The sequence below is a fragment of the Verrucomicrobiia bacterium genome, assembly GCA_026414565.1.
Lineage (GTDB): Bacteria > Verrucomicrobiota > Verrucomicrobiia > Limisphaerales > Fontisphaeraceae > Fontisphaera.
Map to the genome: position 1 here is coordinate 297,119 of JAOAIT010000018.1, position 21,857 is coordinate 318,975.

The 21,857-nt window shown below is 59.3% G+C and carries 12 protein-coding genes; 9 read left to right on the forward strand and 3 right to left on the reverse strand.

Annotation, left to right across the window (positions count from 1 at the left end; translation table 11 throughout):
* Positions 1–83 precede the first annotated feature (83 nt).
* Positions 84–482, forward strand: a complete 399-nt coding sequence (locus N3J91_05365; GenBank protein MCX8155868.1) for a PaaI family thioesterase — start codon at positions 84–86, stop codon at positions 480–482.
* Between the two features lie 25 nt (positions 483–507).
* On the opposite strand, the gene N3J91_05370 is transcribed toward N3J91_05365, so the two are convergent.
* Positions 508–1,752 carry a hypothetical protein gene (locus N3J91_05370; protein ID MCX8155869.1) on the reverse strand — a complete coding sequence of 415 codons (1,245 nt, stop codon included), beginning with the start codon at positions 1,750–1,752 and terminating at the stop codon, positions 508–510.
* Positions 1,753–1,920: 168 nt separating this feature from the next.
* Here N3J91_05370 and dnaE point away from each other — a divergent pair, with 168 nt between their 5' ends.
* From dnaE to glnD, 5 genes are all read left to right on the forward strand, one after another.
* Positions 1,921–5,568, forward strand: a complete 3,648-nt coding sequence (dnaE, locus tag N3J91_05375; protein ID MCX8155870.1) for a DNA polymerase III subunit alpha — start codon at positions 1,921–1,923, stop codon at positions 5,566–5,568.
* Positions 5,569–5,861: 293 nt separating this feature from the next.
* Entirely contained in the window at positions 5,862–6,485 is a 624-nt protein-coding gene (locus tag N3J91_05380) for a TIGR00730 family Rossman fold protein (GenBank protein ID MCX8155871.1), read from the forward strand.
* Between the two features lie 7 nt (positions 6,486–6,492).
* Positions 6,493–7,824, forward strand: coding sequence for an insulinase family protein (locus tag N3J91_05385; GenBank protein MCX8155872.1), 1,332 nt, complete (start codon positions 6,493–6,495; stop codon positions 7,822–7,824).
* Complete coding sequence (pabB, locus tag N3J91_05390; GenBank protein ID MCX8155873.1) at positions 7,821–9,275, forward strand: aminodeoxychorismate synthase component I; 1,455 nt, start codon at positions 7,821–7,823, stop codon at positions 9,273–9,275. The genes N3J91_05385 and pabB overlap by 4 nt, the downstream gene beginning before the upstream one ends.
* Before the next feature lie 106 nt (positions 9,276–9,381).
* Entirely contained in the window at positions 9,382–12,147 is a 2,766-nt protein-coding gene (glnD, locus tag N3J91_05395; GenBank protein ID MCX8155874.1) for a [protein-PII] uridylyltransferase, read from the forward strand.
* 87 nt (positions 12,148–12,234) lie between these two features.
* Here the strand turns inward: glnD and N3J91_05400 are convergent, their stop codons facing one another.
* Entirely contained in the window at positions 12,235–13,383 is a 1,149-nt protein-coding gene (locus tag N3J91_05400; protein MCX8155875.1) for a DUF1080 domain-containing protein, read from the reverse strand.
* 274 nt (positions 13,384–13,657) lie between these two features.
* Here N3J91_05400 and N3J91_05405 point away from each other — a divergent pair, with 274 nt between their 5' ends.
* Positions 13,658–15,157 carry a DUF1080 domain-containing protein gene (locus N3J91_05405; protein MCX8155876.1) on the forward strand — a complete coding sequence of 500 codons (1,500 nt, stop codon included), beginning with the start codon at positions 13,658–13,660 and terminating at the stop codon, positions 15,155–15,157.
* Positions 15,154–17,787, forward strand: a complete 2,634-nt coding sequence (locus N3J91_05410) for a PEP/pyruvate-binding domain-containing protein (GenBank protein ID MCX8155877.1) — start codon at positions 15,154–15,156, stop codon at positions 17,785–17,787. The genes N3J91_05405 and N3J91_05410 overlap by 4 nt, the downstream gene beginning before the upstream one ends.
* A gap of 10 nt (positions 17,788–17,797) precedes the next feature.
* Here the strand turns inward: N3J91_05410 and N3J91_05415 are convergent, their stop codons facing one another.
* Positions 17,798–19,072 (reverse strand): alkaline phosphatase family protein, encoded by a 1,275-nt coding sequence (locus N3J91_05415; GenBank protein ID MCX8155878.1) that lies wholly within the window; start codon positions 19,070–19,072, stop codon positions 17,798–17,800.
* 213 nt (positions 19,073–19,285) lie between these two features.
* On the opposite strand from N3J91_05415, the gene N3J91_05420 reads away from it, so the two are divergent.
* Positions 19,286–21,799: a glycoside hydrolase family 127 protein gene (locus tag N3J91_05420; protein ID MCX8155879.1), complete on the forward strand. Its 2,514-nt coding sequence runs from the start codon at positions 19,286–19,288 to the stop codon at positions 21,797–21,799.
* Positions 21,800–21,857 lie beyond the last annotated feature (58 nt).

Consider the following 21,857-nt stretch of genomic DNA (forward strand, 5'->3'; position numbering starts at 1 on the left):
TCAACATGTTGAGTTGCCGCCATTTTTTTCATTGTCACCCCCACCTCCCTGGCGTGAAGATGCGGGGGAAATTTCAGCGCCCTATGGAAAAAATCCGCCGCTTTTTCAAGAACGACCGCTTTGCTGCCCGCGCCAACATTGAGCTGGTGTCGCTGGCCCCCGGCTACGCCAAATGCCGGATGCCCCTGCAGGACTACCACCTCAACGGCTATAACACCGTTCATGGAGGGGCCATTTTTACGCTGGCGGATTTCACCTTTGCCGCCGCCAGCAACTCCCACGGCAACATCGCCGTGGCCATCAATGCCTCCATTTCATTTTTGAAGGCCGGCGTCTCCGGCACCCTCTGGGCGGAGGCCCGCGAGCTGGCCCGCAACCCCAAACTGGCCTCCTACACCGTGGAGGTGCGCGATGATGCCGGTGACCTGGTGGCCATCTTTCAAGGGATGGTCTATCGAAAAAGTGAGGTGATCCCCGAGTGACTGCCCCGATTCCCGGCCCATCCGCTTAGCGCGGCGGTTTGTTGGCCTTGGGGGTGGCCTGCAGGGATTGACGCAGGTTGGGGTCCACCATCGCGGCCAGACGCAGGCGCGTCTCATCCAACACACCGAGCTGCGAAGATGCCTGAATTTGATTCCGCAGATGTTCCAAGAGTTGAAGCCGGGCCTGGGCCAGTTGCACGTCTTGGGGGGTAGGATTTTTGGGATCTTGAAAACCCTTCTTTTCCAGATCCCGAATGAGCCGATCCCTGGTTTTATCGGGCAAATCAGAACTCAACGCGGACTGATACCACATTTGATTGGCCTGCTCATTTCTGCCGACGTACTCTGCAGCCAGCCGGCTTAATTCCTCGCGCAGTTTAGCATCGGCCAGGCGGGGATCCTGAAAGAGCTGCTGGGCGACGGGAAGAAAGTCCTGCTTCAACACACTTTGCAGATAATCCAAGGCATCCTTATTGATGCGCCCATCTGGCTGCACCAGGTTGGCCTGGGCCTGTTGCACGTAGGAGTGATCCCCATACATGGCCAGGATTTCCAAGGAGGGGCCAATGTCCCCCTTGGTGTTGGCCGCGGTGGCCAGTTGCGCATTGGCCGCGGCAATGGCGGCTTGTTGGTATTTGCCAGGGGCCATTTTTTCCAGGGTTTTGGCCAGCCGCAGCATTTCCTGCGGGCTGGCGGCCTGGGTCATGACCTGGGCCAGTAATTGTTCGGCTTGTTCACCGCCAATTTCCTGCACCACTTGCAGCAGCTCCTGCCGCAGCCAGCCAGCTTTGCCCCCCCCTGCCTTCCCCTTGCCTTGGGCGTCCAGCTTCATGTCCTCCCCTGCGGCCAGGAATTCCCTGATGGCCTCCAGCGACTGGGGGCCAGCCAGCACCAGTTCGCTCAACAAACGTTGAATGGCCCGCTGGCTATTGGGACCGCCACTTTGTTGCAACTCCCGAATGCGGGCCAGGATTTCCCGGGGGCTGGAAAGGCCGAGGGCGGGGCTGACTGACGGGACAACGGCCGCGCTATCTGCCGCCGCGACACGGGGAGCCCCTGCGGCTCCAGCGTTGTCCCGTTCTCCGGCCGGCCGCCGCCACTTGGAGCTTGCCATCGCCTCCGCCACCGCCGCCGCGCCTTGTTGCTGCCACTGTTGTTCGAGCCGTTGAATTTCCGCCGCGTAATGCCGGTGCCATCGCTGGCCGGAAATGAAGTAACCCAGGACAAATGCCGCTGCGACTGCTCCCTGAAATAGAAGTGTCTTTTTCATAACCAGACTGAGTGCTTTTCAAGGGTCAACAGGCATTACCACCTCATTTTCCACCTCCGTTCCTTGATTGCAATCCCTAAAACCGCATCAACCGGAGAAAGGCAGCCGGCTGCATTTTGCGGATAACAAACACTGGACATTCCCCGGCCACCCCCCAACATGAAAGGCATGTCGCATGCCGACTTCGTGCATCTGCATTTGCATACGGAATACTCCCTCCTGGACGGGGCCTGCCGCGTGGATAAACTGGCCGGTCTCGCCGCGGAGATGGGGTTTCCGGCCCTGGCCATCACCGACCATGGGGTGATGTACGGGGCCATTGATTTTTATCAGGCTGTGAGCAGTAAAGGGGTGAAACCCATCATCGGCTGCGAGGTTTATGTGGCTCCCGGCCATCGCCGGGAGAAAAAGGGCGGCACTAGCGGACGCGATCCCTACCACCACCTGGTGCTCCTGGCCCGGAACAACACCGGCTACCACAACCTGATCAAGCTGGTAACCCGGGCCCATCTCGAAGGCTATTACTACAAGCCCCGCATTGACAAGGAGCTGTTGGAGCAATTTCACGAGGGTCTGGTGGTGCTCTCCGGGTGCCTGAACAGCGAGGTCCCCCAGCTTATTCGCAAGGGCGAACTGGACAAGGCCCGCGCGGTGATAGACTGGTTCAAGCAGCTCTTTGGGCCGGAGCATTATTTTCTCGAACTGCAAAACCACGGCCTGCCGGAGCAGCAAACCGTCAACCGCTATCTCATCCAGTGGGCGCGAGAATTCGGCCTTTCGCTCGTGGCCACCAATGACGTGCATTACTTGAAGAAGGAGCACTCGGAAGCCCACGACTGCCTGCTGTGCATCGGGCTGCAGACCGTGCGCGAAGACACCCGCCGGCTGCGTTATCAACCGGGGCAGTTTTATCTCCGCTCCGCCCAAGAAATGCACGCCTTGTTCGCGGAAATCCCGGAAGCTGTTACCAACACGCTGGCGGTGGCCGAGCGCTGCGATCTGCAAATCAAGTTTGGGGTGCTGAACTACCCTGTTTTTCAACCGCCCGCCAACATCACCCGCGAAACCTACCTGCGCCAGCAAATCCTCCAGGGACTGCAACGCCGCTACACCCTGCGCGCGGTTCTGGAAGGAGAGGTGATTCGACCGGTCGCCATCGAAGATCCTTTCCGGCTGCCCACCTGGCCCGGGGTGGACGGTTTGTGGGACGATCCGGAGGCCAATCTCCGCCATCCCCTGGTCGCCGAGGCCGTTCGGGTCGTGATGGATCGCCTGGCCCTGGAATTGATGGTGATCGAAAAAACCAATTTCGTCAGTTACTTCCTTATCGTGGGCGATTTTGTGCAGTATGGCCGCAGCCGGGGGGTGTCATGCGTGGCCCGCGGTTCGGCAGCCGGTTCGCTGGTGACCTATCTGCTGGAAATCTCCAACGTGGATCCCATCCGGTATGGGCTGCTGTTCGAGCGGTTTCTCAACCCGGAGCGCGTTAACCCCCCCGATATTGACATAGATTTTGCCGATGACCGGCGCGAACTGGTCATCAACTATGTGCGCGAAAAATACGGCAAGGAATGCGTGGCCCAGATCATCACTTTCGGCACCCTCGGCGCCAAATCCGTCATCCGCGATGTGGGGCGCGTGCTGGGCTGGAGTTATGGCGAATGTGACCGCCTGGCCAAAATGGTGCCCAATGACCCCAAGATGACCCTGGAGAAAGCGCTGAAGGAATCTCCAGACTTCCGCAAGGAATACGAGGAGAACCCCAAAACCCAGGAGCTCCTCAACATTGCCTTTGTGCTGGAGGATTTGACCCGCAACGCCTCCGTGCATGCAGCGGGGGTGGTCATTGGTCCTGAACCGCTGGAAAACCTGCTTCCACTCAAAGAAGACGAACACGGAGCCATTGTCACCCAATATGCCATGGGGCCGGTGGGCGACCTGGGCTTGTTGAAAATGGATTTCCTGGGGCTGAAAACGCTCACTGTCATCCGCAACACCTGCCAGATGGTGGAACAGACAAGAGGCATCAAAATCCAGATTGACCGCCTGCCACTGAACGACCAGCCCACCTACGATCTTCTCAACCGGGGTTTGACGGTGGGCGTATTCCAACTGGAATCAGGGGGGATGCGCGATTTGTGCCGGAAATTCCAAATCAGTTCCATTGAGCACATCACGGCCTTGGTGGCTTTGTACCGCCCCGGCCCCATGACGCTGATCGATGATTTTGTGGAGCGCCGGCATGGCCGCCGGGAGATTGTTTACGAGCACCCCCTCCTGGAGCCGATCACCCGGGAAACCTATGGGGTGTTGATTTATCAGGAGCAGGTCATGCAGGCCGCGCAGGTCCTGGCCGGCTATTCCCTGGGTGGCGCCGATCTGTTGCGCCGGGCCATGGGCAAGAAAAAGCCCGAGGAAATGGCCAAACAACGGGAGGTTTTTGTCAAAGGTTGCTGGGAAAAAAATCAAATCCCGGCAGACAAAGCCAATGCCATTTTCGATTTGCTCGATAAGTTTGCCGGCTATGGATTCAACAAATCCCACGCGGCTGCCTACGCCATCGTCGCCTATCAAACGGCGTATCTGAAGGCCAACTACACCGTGGAGTTCCTGGCCGCCATGATGACCAACGACATGAGCGACACGGATAAAGTCGCCATTCTCATCAATGAGGCCCGGGAATTCGGCATTCAGGTGTTGCCTCCTGACGTCAATCGGAGCCAGATGCATTTCAGCCCCGATCAAAACGGCCAGGCAATTCGCTTCGGCCTGGCCGCCATCAAGGGCATCGGGGAAGTGGCCGTCAGCGCCATCATTGAAGCCCGCCAGGCTGGCGGCCCCTTCCATTCCCTGGCAGACCTGACCGCCCGCGTGGAGAACCGAAGCGTCAACCGCAAAGTGCTCGAGGCGCTCATCAAGGCGGGCGCCTGTGATGGTTTCGGCCAGCCACGCAAGGCCATGTACGAGCAGATTGACGCCGTGCTGGCGCGTGCTGCCAGCATGCACGCCGACCGCCAGGCCGGCCAAGACAACCTCTTTGATGTCTTTCAGGAAACGCCGTCTTCACCCAAAGCCCCCGCTGCGGCGGAAAGACCTGCCGAGGACTGGCCCTTACATGAGCGGCTGCAATACGAGAAGGAGTTGTTGGGGTTCTACGTGACCGGGCATCCTCTGCAGCCTTTTGAACGCACCTTGGTCCGTTACTCCACCCACAACACTCAATCGGCAAAAACCATGGCTAGTGGCTCCATGGTTCGCATGGGGGGATTGGTGACGGCGGCGCAAAAGGGCATCTCCAAGAAAAACAACCGTCCCTACCTCATGGCCACCTTGGAGGACATGGACGGCATAGCGAAAATCCTGCTGACAGGAGAGGCCTTCGAGCAGTTTCAGGCCCTGGTCATTCCCAATGCTCCCTTGCTGGTCACCGGGGAGGTGCGTAACGACGAAGACGTGCCGAAGCTGTTTCCTGCCGAAATCATTCCTCTCGAAGAAGCTCCCCAACGGCTTACCAAGCAGGTGCAGATTCGGATCCCAAGAAGCGCCTTAACAGAAGAAAATTTGCAGCACGTCTTTGACATTGTTCAACGGCACCGTGGCCGCTGTCCCCTCTTTCTGGCGGTGATCCAGGAGGATGGTGCCGTGTTGTTCATCGAGGCGCATGAGACTTTTGCCGTCGCACCCAGTATCCAACTGGAAAGGGAGGTCAACGAGGTTTTGGGCGAAGGTAGCTATTACGCCAAAGTGGATGACACCCTTCCCGCAAAACGCGAACGGCCTTGGAATGGACGCTCGCGCAATGGAAACTACGAATAAACCATTGCCGTTCAGGTATTTATAGTTTTTTTAGGCAGAACGACATCCTACCGGGACCTGCGGGGAAGGGTTTGCATGTACATAAGGGCTTGAATTCTCAAGAATGAGATCTCTGTTTTTGAGGGATACACCAACCTCTATATTTCGTAACATATTGCATAGGAGTATATTATAACATTTTCAAGTTAGCTTTTTGGACACTTGTTTTTTTAGTCGGTGGCTCGTACGTTGTTGCCATGCAACCGGTGCAAAGCGGTTTTGTAAAAGAGGACCCTTGGCGGATTTTCCGCATCATGGCGGAATTTGTGGACTCTTTTGAGACGATGTCGAAGGTCGGACCGGCGGTCACCATCTTTGGCAGTGCCCGCACCAAACCTTCCGACCCGTACTATCGTTCGGCTGAAAAGATTGCGCGTGGTCTGGCCGAAAATGGGTTCGCGGTCATTACGGGCGGCGGGCCCGGCATCATGGAGGCTGCCAACAAGGGCGCTGCCCGGGGGAAGGGGCAGTCGGTGGGCTTGAACATCGAACTGCCGTTTGAGCAAAAGAGCAACCGCTACGTGAACGTGCCGATCGAATTCCATTACTTTTTCTCGCGCAAAGTCTGTTTCGTGAAGTACAGCATGGGCTTCATATACATGCCCGGCGGTTTTGGGACCTGCGATGAGTTTTTTGAGGTGATTACGCTGGTGCAAACCCAGCGGATTCCAAAATTTCCGCTGGTATTGTTCGGAAGTGAATATTGGAGCGGCCTGTTGGCCTGGATGAAAAAAGCCATGGAGGGCCGAAAATACATCAGCCCGGGTGACCTCGACCTCGTCAAGCTCGTGGATCGGGAGGAGGATGCCATTGAAATCATCCTCGACTACCGCCGCCGCACCGGTGTGCCTGAACGTGTGAGTAAAGCTTTTGTGTGAGTGTCCTATGGCAGCTTCCAAGAAAAACGGCTCCCCAATTCCTGTCTATCGCATTTCCCGTCTGCCCAATGGTTTGCGGGTGGCCACCGCCGAAATGCCCCACATGACCAGCGTCAGCCTGGGCATCTGGGCCGGCGCCGGTTCCCGTTACGAGCCGGCCCCGCTGAATGGGGCCTCCCATTTCATTGAGCACATGCTGTTCAAGGGCACCCGCCGGCGCTCCCCCCTGGAAATCTCTCAAGCCGTGGAGGGGATTGGGGGCTATCTCAACGCCTTCACCAGCGAAGAAAGCACCTGCTTTTATTCCAAGGCCCGGCATGAATGCTTCGAGGATTTGCTGGATGTCCTCACGGATATGTACCTCCACAGCCGTTTTGCCCCGGAGGACATTCGGAAGGAGCGCGAAGTCATCAAGGAGGAAGTGGCCCAATATTTTGATGAGCCGCAACAATACGTCCTGGAGCTGCTCAACGCGCTCCAATGGCCGGGCCAGCCGCTGGGCCGGCCCATCACCGGCACCTTTGAGACGCTGGATGCCATGGGCCGGCGGCATCTTACCACCTTTCTGCGTGAACATTACCGCGCGGGCAATACGTTGATTTGTGCTGCCGGCCGCATCACCCATGCCCAGGCTCTGCGGGCCGTGAGGGCCCTGGCCGGCAAGTTTGCCTCCGGCACCCCACCCGCTTTTGCGCCTGCCGCCGGCCGGCCTCAAGGTCCGGTGGTTCATCTGCACTGGCGCAAGACCGAGCAAACCCAGTTTGCCCTGGGACTGCGCACCTGCTCCCGCCATGACCCGGCCCGCTGGGCTTTACGACTGCTGAGCGTGGTGCTGGGCGAGAACATGAGCTCGCGCCTGTTTCAGAAGCTGCGGGAAGACTCCGGCATGGCCTATTCCATCCAGAGTTCGGTTAGTTTTTTTGCCGACACCGGCGACCTGGTCATCGCCGGCGGGTTGGACGCTGAAAAGCTCGGACCGGCGCTGGAATTGATCTGGCGGGAGCTGGAAGACCTGGCCACACATGCGCTGCGCCCGGCGGAGCTGCGGCGCGCCCGCGATTACCTCCTGGGCCAGATAGACCTCAGCCTGGAAAACACTGAAAGCCAGATGATGAATTTGGGGGAACAATGCCTGGGGCTGAATGATTTCCTGCCGCCGGTAGAGGTGAAAGCCGCTTTGAGCCGCGTCACCGCCGCGGAGATGCGTGCTGTGGCCGCCCGCTATTTTCGACCGGAGCGTTGCAGCCTGGCGGTGATCAGCTCCGACAAGTCAGTAGGGCGCATCGCCCTGCGCGAGCTGCCCGGCAACCCGCAGTTGGTGCAAAGCCTCAGCGCGTGAGCGTGCTCGTGTCAGAACTGAATGGCTTTCCCGACGTGGAAAGCCTGACGGCCTGTCTGGCCGGCCAGCCCGGCAGTCTTTTCCTGGAGAGCACCCTCACCGGCCCCAGCGGAGCGCGGTATTCCCTGTTTGCGGCGCGGCCGATGCTGGTTTTGCGTAGCTGGGGCAACCGTTGCCTTATCAGCTCCTGCTCCCACACCACGGAAGTTTTTGGCAATCCCTGGCAGGTGCTCAATGCCTGGTGGGAGCGTTTCGAGCTGGCGGATGAACCTGATTGCCCTTTCCCCCTCGGGGCTGCCATGGGTTTCTGGGGGTACGAACTTAAACACTTTGTTGAGCCCTGCCTCACCCGCATTTCCATGGATGATCTAGGCCTGCCCGAGTGTTGGGTGGGATTTTACCCGAGCCTGCTGGTGGTGGATCATGCCACCCACCGCGCGTGGATTGTGGCCACCGGTCTCCGGCCTGACGGCACCCAGGACGTGGCCGAAGCCCGCCGCCAACAGGAGGCCTGGATGGCCCTGTTGGATAATAGCGTGGGGCAGAAGCCATGCGATAAACCGATAAGCCTCCCGCCCTCCGAAGCGCTTCATTCCACCCTGACTCGTGATCAGTTTCTGCGTGCTGTGGAGCGCGCGCAGTGGTTCATTCGCCACGGCCATATATATCAGGTCAACCTCTCTCACCGCCTGCAGGCGCCCCTGTCCACCTCGCCGTTTGCCTTTTATCAACGCCTCCAGGCCGTCTCCCCTGCCCCCTTCGCCGCCTGGCTCAATGCCGGAGATTTTCAGGTGGCCTCTTCTTCTCCCGAACAATTCCTGCGTCTTACCGGCAGGCACATTACCACCCGCCCCATCAAGGGCACCCGGCCGCGGGGCACGGATGCCACCCGCGACGCCCAATTGGCCTACGAACTTCAAACCAGCCCCAAGGAAATGGCCGAGCTGGTCATGATAACGGACCTCCTGCGCAACGATCTCGGACGAGTCTGCGAATACGGCAGCGTGCAAGTCCCCGACCTGGCACGCTTGGAACGTTTTGCCCACGTCCAACACCTGGTCTCCACCATCGAAGGCGAATTGCGCCCGTCAGTGACCCATGCCGCGGCCTTGGCGGCCTGTTTTCCGGGTGGCAGCATCACCGGCGCCCCAAAAATCCGCGCCATGCAAATCATTGATGAGTTGGAGCCGGTGGTACGGGGGGTTTATACCGGCTGCATGGGGTATCTTGGTTTCAACCGCGAGAGCCAGCTCAGCATCACCATCCGCACCGCCGTGTGCCATGCCGGGCGCGTGTATTTCGCCGTGGGTGCAGGGATCGTTGCCGACTCCGTCCCCGAAGCGGAGTACGCCGAGACCTTGGACAAGGCTGCTGGTTTCCTGGCGGTGTGCAGGGGGTCAACAGCAGAAAAGCCAGCCCAAGTGCCCTTACCACCTTCCGGGCAAGTCTGAATTAATTCTTTTCAAGCCTTGTCCGGCAGGTGCATTCGCTCTTAGGGCAAAGCTAGCCGCTGCTGTGCTTGCCTAAATAACCCCGGAGGGCCTACCTTACGTGCGCATGGCTGGCTGGCTTGAAAAAATGACGGAAGAAGCGGCCCGACTGGTATTGCCACCTGGACGGCACCCGGCACAAGAACTGGCGCGCTATCGTCATTTCCTTAAAATCCAATCACACCGGTTGAAAATCCTCCACCGCAACGGCGGGGGTGGGCAGGAAGTTTGCCGGGCCCGCGCAGCGATGCTGGATTTGGTGGTCAAGAATCTGTTCGCGGCCTTGCAAGCCCTGGCCAAACCCGCGGAGTGGCAACCGCTGGCCCTGATCGCCGTGGGCGGCTATGGGCGGGGTGAATTGAATCCGTGGAGCGACGTGGACCTGCTCTTCCTGCAAGATCGGCCGCCCGGCCGCGGCCCAGCCCATCCAGCCCTGGCCCTGATTGGGGAGGGTATATTAAGTGATTTGGGGCTCAAGGTGGGCCATGCCACCCGCACCATCGAGGAATGCGTGGCCGAGGCCAACAAGGAGATGCAATCCAAAACCGCCTTGATTGAGGCCCGTTTTCTCTGTGGTGACGAAAAACTTTTTCAACGGCTGAAAACCCAGTTGCTTAAACGGTGTGTTAAAGGCCGCGAAGCGGAGTACATCGCTGCCCGCCTGGCCGACCAGGCCGCCCGGCGACAACGATTTGGCAATTCGCCGGTCATGCAGGAACCGCACCTCAAAAATGGTTGTGGCGGGCTGCGGGATTACCAGAACCTGCTCTGGATGACCTACTTCAAGTATGGAGTCGGCCAGTTGGAGGAGCTGGTCAAGGCGAAGATGGTGTATCCGGCCGAGGCGCGGGATCTACAGGCCGCTTATGATTACCTGCTGCGAGTGCGCACCGAGCTGCACTATCAAAGTCCGCGTCCCCAAGACATCCTGACCAAGCATTATCAACCCACAGTCGCCTGGCACCTCGGCTTCAAGGAGCGCTCGGCGTGGGTGCGGATTGAGAACTTCATGCGTGAGTATTACACCCATACCCGCAATATTTACCTCATCACCCGCACCGTCGAGCAGCGTCTCGCGCTTGCCCCCCAGGAAAACCGCCTCCTTAAAAGCCTGCCCCGCCTGTGGCGCAAAAGCAGGCAGCCCGCCGTGGTGGATGGATTCCGCATTCAAGGCGGCCAGATGGGGGCCGCCTCCTCCCGCATCTTTGACGAGGCCCCCCATCGCCTCATGCGGGCTTTTTTACTGGCACAACAGCGCGGCCTCATCTTTGAACCTGAACTGGTGCAGTTGATGCGCAACAAGCTGCCCCTCGTCAACCGTGGTTTTCTCAACAGCTCGCGCGTGCGCGAAACCTTTTTGGAAATCTTGAACCACCGCGGCAGCGTGGGAGCCATCCTGCGTCAGATGCATGAGGTTGGACTGCTGGGCAAATATGTGCCGGAATTCGGCCGGCTCACCAACCTGGTGCAACACGAATTCTATCACCAGTACGCCGCTGATGAACACACGCTGGTGTGCCTGGAAAAACTCGACGTCATTTGGGAGGCCAAGACTGAACCCTTCCTGCGGTACGGGGATTTGTTGCGCGCCGTGGAAAAGCCGTATTTGCTGAATTTGGCGCTGCTATTGCATGACGCGGGCAAAGCCGGTAACACCTCGGACCATGCCGAAGTTGGCGCGCGTCTGGCGCGCAATTTTGCCCAACGGATGGCCCTGGACGGGGCCGCGACGCGGCAGCTCTGCCACTTGATCCAACACCACCTGGACATGGCCCGCATCTCCCAGCGGCGCGACCTCAACGATCCCCAGGTCATCGCTCATTTTGCTCAAATCATTGAAACCGAAGAACAACTTCGCCTGCTGACCCTGCTCACGGTGGCGGACCTCCTGGGTACCAGCGAAAAGCTGTGGAATGGTTTCAAGGATTCACTGCTCTGGCAGCTTTACCAAAAGACGTCCGATTACCTGCGCGGCATCCGGCCGCCCGCCGAGGAGGCTGAGAAACACCGACAACTGCTCGCCCTGGAACTGGCCCGGCAGTTGCCCCGGCATATTGCCGAGGAGGAACTCTACGCCCATTTCCAACATCTTCCCGTGCGTTATTTTCAGCAATGCACCCCGCAGGAAATCCTGCTGGATTTGGAACTGGCCCATCAATTCATGCGCCGCGCGGTGGATGAAGACCTGGACAGTGGCCTGGCCTCGCTGCGTCCCATCCTCCACTGGACGCCCCTGCCGGATCGTGGCTGTACGGAGCTGAAGTTGTGCACCTGGGACCGCCCCCGCCTCTTCAGCCGCATCGCCGGGGCATGCAGCGCCAGCGGTTTGAACATCTTGAGCGCCCAGATCTACAGCCGCGCCGACGGTATTGCGCTGGACACCTTTTACGTCACCGACGCCCGGGCGGGCGGGCCGGTGAGCAAGGAACAACGGGAGCAATGCACCCACCTGCTCAACCGCGTGCTGGAGCGGGGAGATGTGGATTTGTACGCCGCGATTCACCGCCAGAAGCTGGGCGCCAGTCTGTACTGCGCCGTGGGCGGTGAACGCCTGCCCACCCGGATTCAGATTGACAATGACAGCGCCAAAACCGCCACTGTCATTGACATCATCACCGAAGACCGTCTGGGACTGCTCTACGCCATTTCCATGGCTCTGGCTGATGCCGGTCTGGATGTTTCGTGGGCGCGCATTACCACGGAAAAAGGGGCGGCCATAGACACCTTTTATGTGACTCACCGTTATGAGGGCAAGCTCACCTCGCCCCGCACGCAGAGCACAGTGCGCTCCAAAATCCTGGGCGCCATCCTGCAACTTGACAATCAACGCTGATACCTGAGGAAGCCTTTGACGGGCATTAAAAAACCCCCACCGCGCACGGGCGCGGTGGGGGCGGCAACACTGCGTTGGGGACGGCGACTATTTCTTCTGTTTGTCCCACCCCTGCTCCCGGATCAGGTCCTCCAGCGCCACTTTGGGCCCGAACTCATTGGTAATAGCTTTGGCCCGCACCAGATACCGGAAAGCATCACGCAGGCTCCGGGCTTCGTCGCGCTTGCCCTGCAGCTTTTCCGGCGGCAAGGCCTTCAAACTCTTCACATAGGCCGTCGCCATCTGCTCCACCTTTTGCAAGGCGGACGGCTCCACTTCATACACCAGGGACTCCATCCACAACCGCAATTCCGGAACCGGGTCGGCCGGATTGGCGGCCTTGGCCGCGTTGGCGCGGATGCCGGCCGCAATTTCCTTGCGCTTCGCCAGCGTGGCCTCGGGGGTCAGGAAACCATCCGTGCCACCCTGCGATGGCCGCGGCGGCAGCGGGCGATACCAGATATTGCGGAAGCGGGTGGGATTTCCGTGGTCTTGCAGGCGCAGCGGCCCCTTTTCCGGGAAGGGCCGCGCCCGGGAGCGTCCCATGTGGCCGCCCGGGCCTTCCAGGGGGGTATGATCTTGCACCAACACCCCATTGAGAAACACGGTGACATAACCAGGATCCACCACCTTGCCCTCCTTGTACACGGGGCGGCGGAACACAATGTCATAAACCTGCCACTGTCCGGGCGGGCGCACGGCATTAACTAAAGGGGGCATGACCCCATAATACGCGCCAGCCGTGCCGTCGGCGTAAGTGGGGTTGTTGTAATTGTCCAGCACCTGGATTTCCAGGCCGCCCGGCAGAAAGACGCCGCTGTTGCCGCGGCCCTGCCCGGAGCCTTCCACTTTGGTGGGGGCGCACCATTCGATGTGCAGTTGGCAGTCGCCAAATTCTTCGCGGGAACGAATTTCTCCGGAGCCAGGCGTCACCTCCATGTAGCCATCCCGCACCACCCACTTCACTGGATTGCCCTTGTTATCCGAAAACTTGGAAAGATCCGTACCGTCAAACAGGATGATCGCGTCCGACGGCGGCTTGCCCGCCTGCTCCTGCGTGCTAAAGGTGCCGGGCGTCACCACCGGCGGCAGGGGCCGGTTGCGGTCATGCACCGCCCAGGGATGATTTTCATCCGGCGGATCGCCGTAGAAGGGCGGCGCCACATCGCTCGCGCCAAACACTGGCAGCCCACCCAATGTCACCAATATGGCAACACCAGGCCAACAAAGACTAGGAATGCGTAATTTCATACATCAATGCTTGTTGCCGCCAGCATGGCAGCCGGCTGAACCAGGTCAAGGAAATTGCTGCTGGCAGCCCCCAACCCCTGCAGGAAGCATAAAGGCAGGCCTCAGCCAACGGCTGAACAATAACCGTCTCTGCAGCATCTGACGTTTTCGCGGAGTAATCAGGTCAGGCAGTCCACCTCCAACCTTGCCAGCACTGTTTTTTCTGCCCATGATGCGGGCGATGAAAACATTGCACCTCGCCTGCCGGAAGACCGGCCTGATTGTCATGGGATGTCTGTTCCTGGTCTGTGGTCTGTTCGCCGCAGAATCAACCGATTGGCAGTCCTTGTTTGACGGACAAACCTTGAATGGCTGGCGGGCCAGTGAAAACCCGGGTTCTTTCAAAGTTGAAGCTGGCTGCATCGTGGCCGATGGCCCGCGTGCACACCTCTTTTATGTCGGCCCGGATGGGGGGGCATCGTTCAAGAACTTCGAGCTGGAATTCGAGGCCAAGGCCGGAGCCCTGGCCAACAGCGGGGTGTTCTTTCACAGCCGTTTTCAAGAGAAAGGTTTTCCAGGCGCCGGCCTGGAGGTGCAAATCCACAACGCCCGCCACGGCGAGGGCGATTACCGCGAGAATAAACTTACCGGCAGCCTTTACGGTGTGCGCAACGTGTACAAGGCCCTGGTAAAAGATGAAGAATGGTTCAAAATGGCCGTCCGGGTCAGCGGCAAACGCGTCCAAATTCGGGTCAATGGCACGCTGGTGGTGGATTATTTGGAGCCTACCCCCCCCTTCGCCAATCCAGAGCGTCCCGGGCGCCGCCTGGGCGAGGGCACTTTTGCCCTTCAATGCCACGATCCCAAAAGCAAAGTGTGGTTTCGCGGTCTTCGCGTGCGGCGCCTGCCCGATGCCGCACCCCCCGAGGACATCCGCGAATTTGCCATGACCGAGCATGACCGCTCGGTGCTGCGGCTGGGCGCGGCCAACTACCCCGTGGTCAACTATCACATGCATCTCAAGGGCGGCCTCACCCTGCCTGAGGCGCTGGCCGAATCGCGTCGCTCGGGGGTCTTTTACGGGGTGGCCGTCAACTGCGGAGTTGGTTTTGCCATCACCAATGACGCTGGCATTGACCAATTCCTCCAGGAAATGAAGGGGCAGCCCGTTTTCCTGGCCATGCAGGCTGAGGGCCGCGAATGGGTGAACATGTTCTCCCCCGAGGCCGTGGCCAAATTTGACTATGTATTCACCGACTCCATGACCTTCACTGACCGGCAGGGCAAACGCATGCGCTTGTGGATCAAGGAGGAAGTGGGTGAAATCCGTGATAAGCAGGCCTTCATGGATTTGTTGGTGGAGAAAACCGTGGAAATTCTAAATCGTGAAGCGGTGGACATTTACGTCAACCCCACGTTCCTGCCCGAGGTTCTGGCCGCAGAATATGACACGCTGTGGACCGCCGAGCGCATGAAACGCGTCGTGGATGCCGCCGCCGCCAATGGCGTGGCCATAGAGATCAACGCCCGGTACAAGCTGCCCAGTGCCGCCTTCATTAAAATGGCCAAAGCCGCCGGGTGTAAATTCACCTTTGGCACCAACAACGGCGGGCGTGAGGTGGGAGATTTGGATTATTGCTTCCAGATGGTGCGCGACTGCAACCTGCGCTGGCAGGATATCTGGACCCCCAAACCTGACGGGCAGAAACCCGTCCAACGCTACGGCAAACTTTTACGATGACCACCGCTTCGCATCCGGCAGCCGCCGTCCCCCCCGATTCTCACAACCGTGATTTGAGTTTTTTCTCCACCGGCCTGCCCGGTTTGGACCGGACCCTGCAAAACCTTCAAGCCGGTGACAACGTGGTTTGGCAGGTGGAAACGGTGGATGAGTACCGGCCTTTTGTGCTGCCTTTCTGGGAGGAGTGCCTTCGCCAACGGCGGCCCCTGGTTTATTTTCGCTTTGGACGCCATGCCGAACTGATCTCGCCCGGGCAGGGGGGGAAATACCTGCGGCTGCGTCCGGAAGACGGGTTCGAAAAATTTGTCGGGGAAATTCTGGATGTCATCGAGGCTGAGGGGCTGGGCGCCTGCTACGTGTTTGACATGCTGAGCGACCTGGCGGCGGACTGGTACAGCGACCGCATGCTGGGCAATTTCTTCCGCATCACCTGCCCCTTTTTGTATGACTTGAAGACGATCGCGTATTTCGGCCTGCGCAAGGATCATCATTCCTTTCACGCCACCGATCCCATTCACAACACAGCCCAAGTCGTGCTCGAAGTGCACCGCAAGCGCGACCAGCTTTATATCCACCCGCAAAAGGTGTGGCAGCGGCACTCGCCCACCATGTACATGCTACACGCCTGGGAGGGCCAGGAATTCAAGCCGGTCACAAACAGCGCGGTGATCACGGAAATCCTGGCTAGCGTGCCGCAGCCTTGGCTGGATTTCAGTGTGCATCGTCTGGGGGTCTGGGTGCGCACCTTTCGCCAAGCACAAGCCACCCTGAAGGCCGTGCAGCAAGGCCGCAAATCCAACGCCGAAGCCCAGGCCTTTTTCCAGCGCCTGGTGAAAATGGTGCTGACGCGCGAGGAGCGGTTCATTGCGCTGGCCCAACAATACCTGAGCCTGGCCGATCTCATTGAAGTCATGCAGCGCATGATTGGCACAGGGCTGATCGGCGGCAAATCCCTGGGCATGCTGCTCGCCCGCGCCGTATTGCGCCAAAAACGGCCGGACTTGTGGCAGAAACTCGAAGGTCATGATTCGTTCTTCATCGGCTCCGACGTATTTTACACTTATCTGGTGCAGAACGGCTGCTGGTGGCTGCGACGCCGCCAGAAGGATTTTGAAGTGCTCCTGCAGAACGCCGAACTGGCCCGTCAGAAAATCTTGGAGGGCGAATTTCCGGATTTCATTACCGAGCAGTTTGAGGAGATGCTCGAATATTTTGGCCAGTCCCCCATCATTGTCCGCTCCAGCAGCTTGCTGGAGGACAATTACGGCAATGCCTTTTCCGGCAAATATGAGAGTGTCTTCTGCGCCAACCAAGGCTCGCCCGAAGAACGGCTCCAGGCATTCATGCAGGCCGTGCGCACTGTATATGCCAGCACCATGAGCCGGGAGGGCCTGGAATATCGCCGGCATCATGGCCTGCTTGAACGCGATGAACAAATGGCGCTGCTTGTGCAGCGGGTATCCGGCGAGATGTTCGGCACCACGTATTTTCCCCACCTGGCGGGGGTGGGCTTCTCGTTCAACCCGTTTGTCTGGCATGAGGATATTGACCCGCGGGCGGGGGTGTTGCGGCTGGTTTTTGGTCTGGGCACCCGGGCCGTGGACCGCACCGAGGATGACTACACCCGCCTGGTGGCCCTGAATGTGCCGCTCAAACAACCCGATGCCAAAGGCGGCATTGCCCGTCAATTCACGCAACGCCGCGCTGATTTGCTCGACCTGGCCGCCAATCAACTCACTTCCCGCGAATTCCGAGAACTCGCTCCGCAACTGCCGGCCTCACTGCGCGACTGGCTGGCCTCCGAAGGACAAAGTGGGGAGGGCGACTGGGTGCTTAATTTTGATCCACTGCTGGCGCAAACGCCCCTCGCCACGGACTTGCGCGAAATGCTGCGCACCCTGGAGGAGGCGTATGATTATCCGGTGGATGTCGAATTCACCGTGAATTTTCTTCCCAACGGGCAGTATCGCATCAACTTGCTGCAATGCCGGCCCTTCCAGGTGAAAATCCGCGGTGAAGGCAGCCGGGTGCGGATTCCGGGCCACATCCAGCCCCAGGATGTGGTGCTGGAATCCTCGGGCCCCATCATCGGGCACAGTCTGGCGACGGAGGTGGACCAGATTATCTATGTTGTCCCGCGGGTTTATTCACAAATGAGCATGAGCCAGCGCTATTCCGTGGCGCGCACGGTGGGACGGCTCACCCATTTGCATGCGGAACGGCGGCCGACCATCATGATTATCGGCCCGGGCCGCTGGGGCACGTCCATGCCCTCGCTGGGCGTGCCGGTCTCCTTTGCGGAAATCAACACCGTCTCCGTCATTTGCGAGCTGGCCTTGATGCATGAAGGTCTTATTCCCGACATTTCCCTGGGGACTCACTTTTTCAATGATTTAGTGGAGATGGACATGCTGTATCTGGCCGTGACTCCTGGCAAGGAAGGCTATCGTTTTAACGAAGAGCTGCTGCTTGCGCAAACCAACCGGCTGGCCCAATTGCTACCCTCTGCCGGGGCCCTGGCGGAAGCCATCTGGGTGGTGGAGGGCGGCCAGAACCATGCCCAGTTCTTTCTGAATGTGGATTCCATGTCGCAGAAAGCTCTGGCCTACCGCGAGCAGAAGGCTGATTAACCTGAATTCCTCAGGGATCCCACCGCAACCGAAACCACCGCATGGGTGCATCCTCCTGCGGTTGCCAGATCAGAATCTTCTGCCAGTCCACTTCGTCCACCATCACGCCCTCCAAGACTGGCTGCCAAGCGCCCGGATCCCCGAGGCGCGGCGCGCTTTCCAGCCGGTACCCGCCCGCCGGCGCCGGCCAGCGCACCACCAGTTTATCCGGGTGGCGCGTCACGTTTAATTCAAGGCGAGGTTCTCCCCGCCCCATACGAAGTGGCGCCCCCGGCACCGGAGGCAGGCCGAGCATGGCCAGGGCCAGGTTGGCGGCGTCGCCGTTGCGAATGGGTTGCAAGGGGGCCAGGTAATCCACGCGGTAAGTTTCGGGGTCAAAACGGTTGCTGCAAAGCGTGTAAAGGTTGCGCCCCGCCGGCCAGCCCGGACCCCACACCAAAAAGGGAATGGTGTAATTGAGGGCAAATTGGGGATCGGTATGCGAATAATCAGGCACCCCGCCTCCGTGATCTGAAGTGATGATCAGGGCGGTCCGATTGCTCATGGCTGGATGATTCTCCAGGTAGGCCATCAATTGCCCGAGGCAGCCGTCAATTTCAATCAATGCATTGCTCCAGGAAACGCTGCTCCAACCGAAGGTGTGCCCCAGGTAGTCCAAATCTGCAAAATGAATGAACGAAAAATGGGTGGGAACATCGTTCAGGTAATTCGTCACTGCCCTCAAAATCCCCCAGCGGTTGTTGGAGTAGAAACTCCATGGAAAATTCAGGACATAATCCACTTTATTGCGTCCGTTGTCCTCACCCACCTCATCGGGCGCGCCGCGAATCGCGTCATAACTCTCGGCGCAGATGAGCAGCTTGGTCTTGCTCACGATGCAGGCCGTGCGCAGGCCATGGTCATGCACCACATCCCACACGCTCGGCAGATAGATGCCATTGGTGTTGCCATGCTGGTGATAATTTTCGCCGGCCGTCCAACCGTTGTTCCAATACCCGTGCCACGCATCGTCCGGCCACCCCTCCGGCCGATAAAGCGGCCGTCCCAAAAGCATTGAAGTATGATTGGGGACCGTCTCCGAGGCATAGTAGTCGCAGCGCCCGTTTAAGGTCCCGGCCCCCTCGCGCAGGAGCCGCCGGAAATTCGGGAAATTATCCGGGGACGTTTGCAGATACGCCTGCAAATGCGTCCCGCTCAGGCCATCAAAGGAAATCAGCAAAACATAATCCGCCCGCGGAAATTCAGCCGCGCCCGTCTCCAGAGCGATGAGCCATGGGCATAACATGGCCCAAAGCGCCCGCCGTAACTTTGGGTGAGTTTGCAACATGGGCTGCGTTAATGATAGCCCATCGGCTCCACCGCGCAAGCTTGCCCATGGCAGACTTTCTGACGGGGGCAGAGTCTGATATCGCAGGCCAATTCCAAAGTGACCCGATTTCTTAAGTTATTGACCGGCAACCTCATTGTCCCCGGCCCGGGAACATGGCAAATTGAGGCCATGCACGTGCCAACGACAGCCCTCGATGGCCGGCGAATCATGCCGGCGCTTTTGTGGTGTTTGGGGATTTGGGTGGCTGCCATGGGCACTGTGTCCGCCGCCTCGGTGAGCGTTTATTCCCGGGCGCCGGTTGGGGAGCAGAACCCCTGGTACGTGGGCAGCCGCGCCCCGTTGCGACCGGTCCCCTTTATAAAACTGCCCATCGGCAGCATTCAGCCCCGTGGCTGGCTGCGGCATCAACTGGAACTCGACCGCGAAGGCATGGTGGGCCGTCTGGCAGAAATCTCTCCCTGGCTGCGCAAGGAGAATCATGCCTGGCTCGCCCGGGATGGACGCGGACACAGCGCATGGGAGGAATTGCCCTATTGGCTCAAGGGTTTCGGCGATTTGGGTTATGTGTTGCAGGACCAGGAGTTGATCAAGGAGGCCAGAATCTGGATCGAGGCCATGCTTGCCAGTCAGGACGATACGGGATGGTTTGGCCCGCGGGAATTGCAGAAATCCCTGCAGGGCCGCCCCGACCTGTGGCCCCACATGGTCATGCTCAATGTTCTGCAGTCCTACTACGAATACAGTGGCGACACCCGCGTGCTCACCTGCATGACCCGTTATTTCCGCTGGCAAAACCAACTGCCACCAGAAACCTTCGGCGCCGGCTATTGGCCCCGGATGCGTTTTGGCGACAACCTGGAAAGTGTTTACTGGCTTTATCATCGCACGGGCGACGCCTTCCTGCTCGACCTGGCCCGTAAGATTTTCGAGAACATGCAGGACTGGACCACCGGCGTGCACAACTGGCACAACGTGAACATCGCCCAGGGATTCCGAACGCCCGCCATTCACTTTCTACAGAGCGGCAGTTTGCTGCATCGGGAGGCCCCGGAGCGCAATTACCAGCAGGTCATGTCCCTCTATGGGCAGTTTCCCGGGGGCGGTTTTGTGGGCGATGAAAATTGCCGTCCCGGTTATGTTGATCCACGTGGTGGCATCGAGACCTGCGGCATCGTCGAGTTCACCCACAGTTTTCAAATGCTGACCCGCATCACCGGCGATCCAGTTTGGGCGGAACGCTGCGAGGAGATCGCCTTCAACAATTTCCCGGCGGCCCTGACCCCGGACCATCGGGCTTTGCACTACATCACCAGCGCCAATCAGGTGCAACTGGACCGGCACAACAAAGCCCCCGGCATTCAAAACAGCGGGACAATGTTTTCCTACAGCCCTTTTGAGGTGTACCGCTGCTGTCAGCACAACGTCTCGCACGGTTGGCCGTATTATGCCGAAGAACTGTGGCTGGCCACTGCAGACCGCGGTTTGTGTGCCTCTTTATATGCCGATTGCGACGTCAAGGCCAGGGTGGGGAGCAGCGGGCAGGAGGTGACCGTGCAGCAACGCACGGACTATCCGTTCAGCGACACGGTCACCTTCACCCTGCAAACCCCCGGCGCGGTGGCTTTTCCCTTATACCTGCGGCTGCCAGCCTGGTGTGCCCGTCCGACCATCACCCTGAATGGCCGCCCCATTCCTTTCAAAGCTCCACAACGCGGTTATGTGGCATTGAACCGCACCTGGCAAAACGGGGATACTCTCGTATTACGGCTGCCCATGCGCCTGGCTGTCCGCACGTGGAAAGCGCAGAAAAACGCGGTCTCCGTGGACTATGGCCCGTTAAGTTTTTCGCTGCAGATTGGGGAGCGCTGGGAAAAATATGGCCATCGTCACCCCAACTGGCCGGAATGGGAGGTCTTTCCCACCACGGCCTGGAATTACGGCCTGGCCTTGCCTGAGACCAACCCCGCCTCCGTCCTGGAATTGGTGCGGCGCCCCGGACCCTTGGCCAGGCAACCGTGGACCGCCGAGTCTGCGCCGCTTCTGGTACGGGTGCCCGCGCGCAAAATACCGGCGTGGCAGATGGACGTCCGCAACATGGTGAACCCGTTGCAAGCCAGCCCAGCACGTACCGCTGAACCGTTGGAAACTGTGACGCTCATTCCCATGGGCGCCGCCCGCCTGCGCATCGCCTGCTTTCCCACCGTCACCACCACCGGGGGACACGAATGGATCGAGCCACCGAAACCCCGCCCCTCGCCCTTCAAACCGCTGGCCTCCCATGTTAATCCCTCGGACACCCTTGACGCGCTTCACGACGGTTTGGAACCGGTCAATTCCAACGACCATGACATCCCACGCTTCACCTGGTGGGATCACCGGGGCACGCAGGAATGGGTGCAATACAACTTTGATCAACCGCGCCGCGTGGCGGGGGTGGCGGTGTATTGGTTTGATGACACCGGCGTGGGGCAATGCCGGGTGCCGGCTTCCTGGCGCATCCTTTATCGCCAGAATGGACAATGGCAGCCGGTGAAGAATCCCAGCCCCGCCGGCGTCCAACGCGATGCCTGGAATGAAGTACGCTTTGATGCCGTCCTCACGGAGGGACTGCGGTTGGAGGTCCAACTGCAAAACAAGTACTCCGGCGGCATCCTCGAATGGAAAGTGTTGGAAGCGCCGTAGTGCCATCACTTCGGCGTGACATCCTCTCAAGCGGCTGGCAATTTGCAGATCGTTGAAA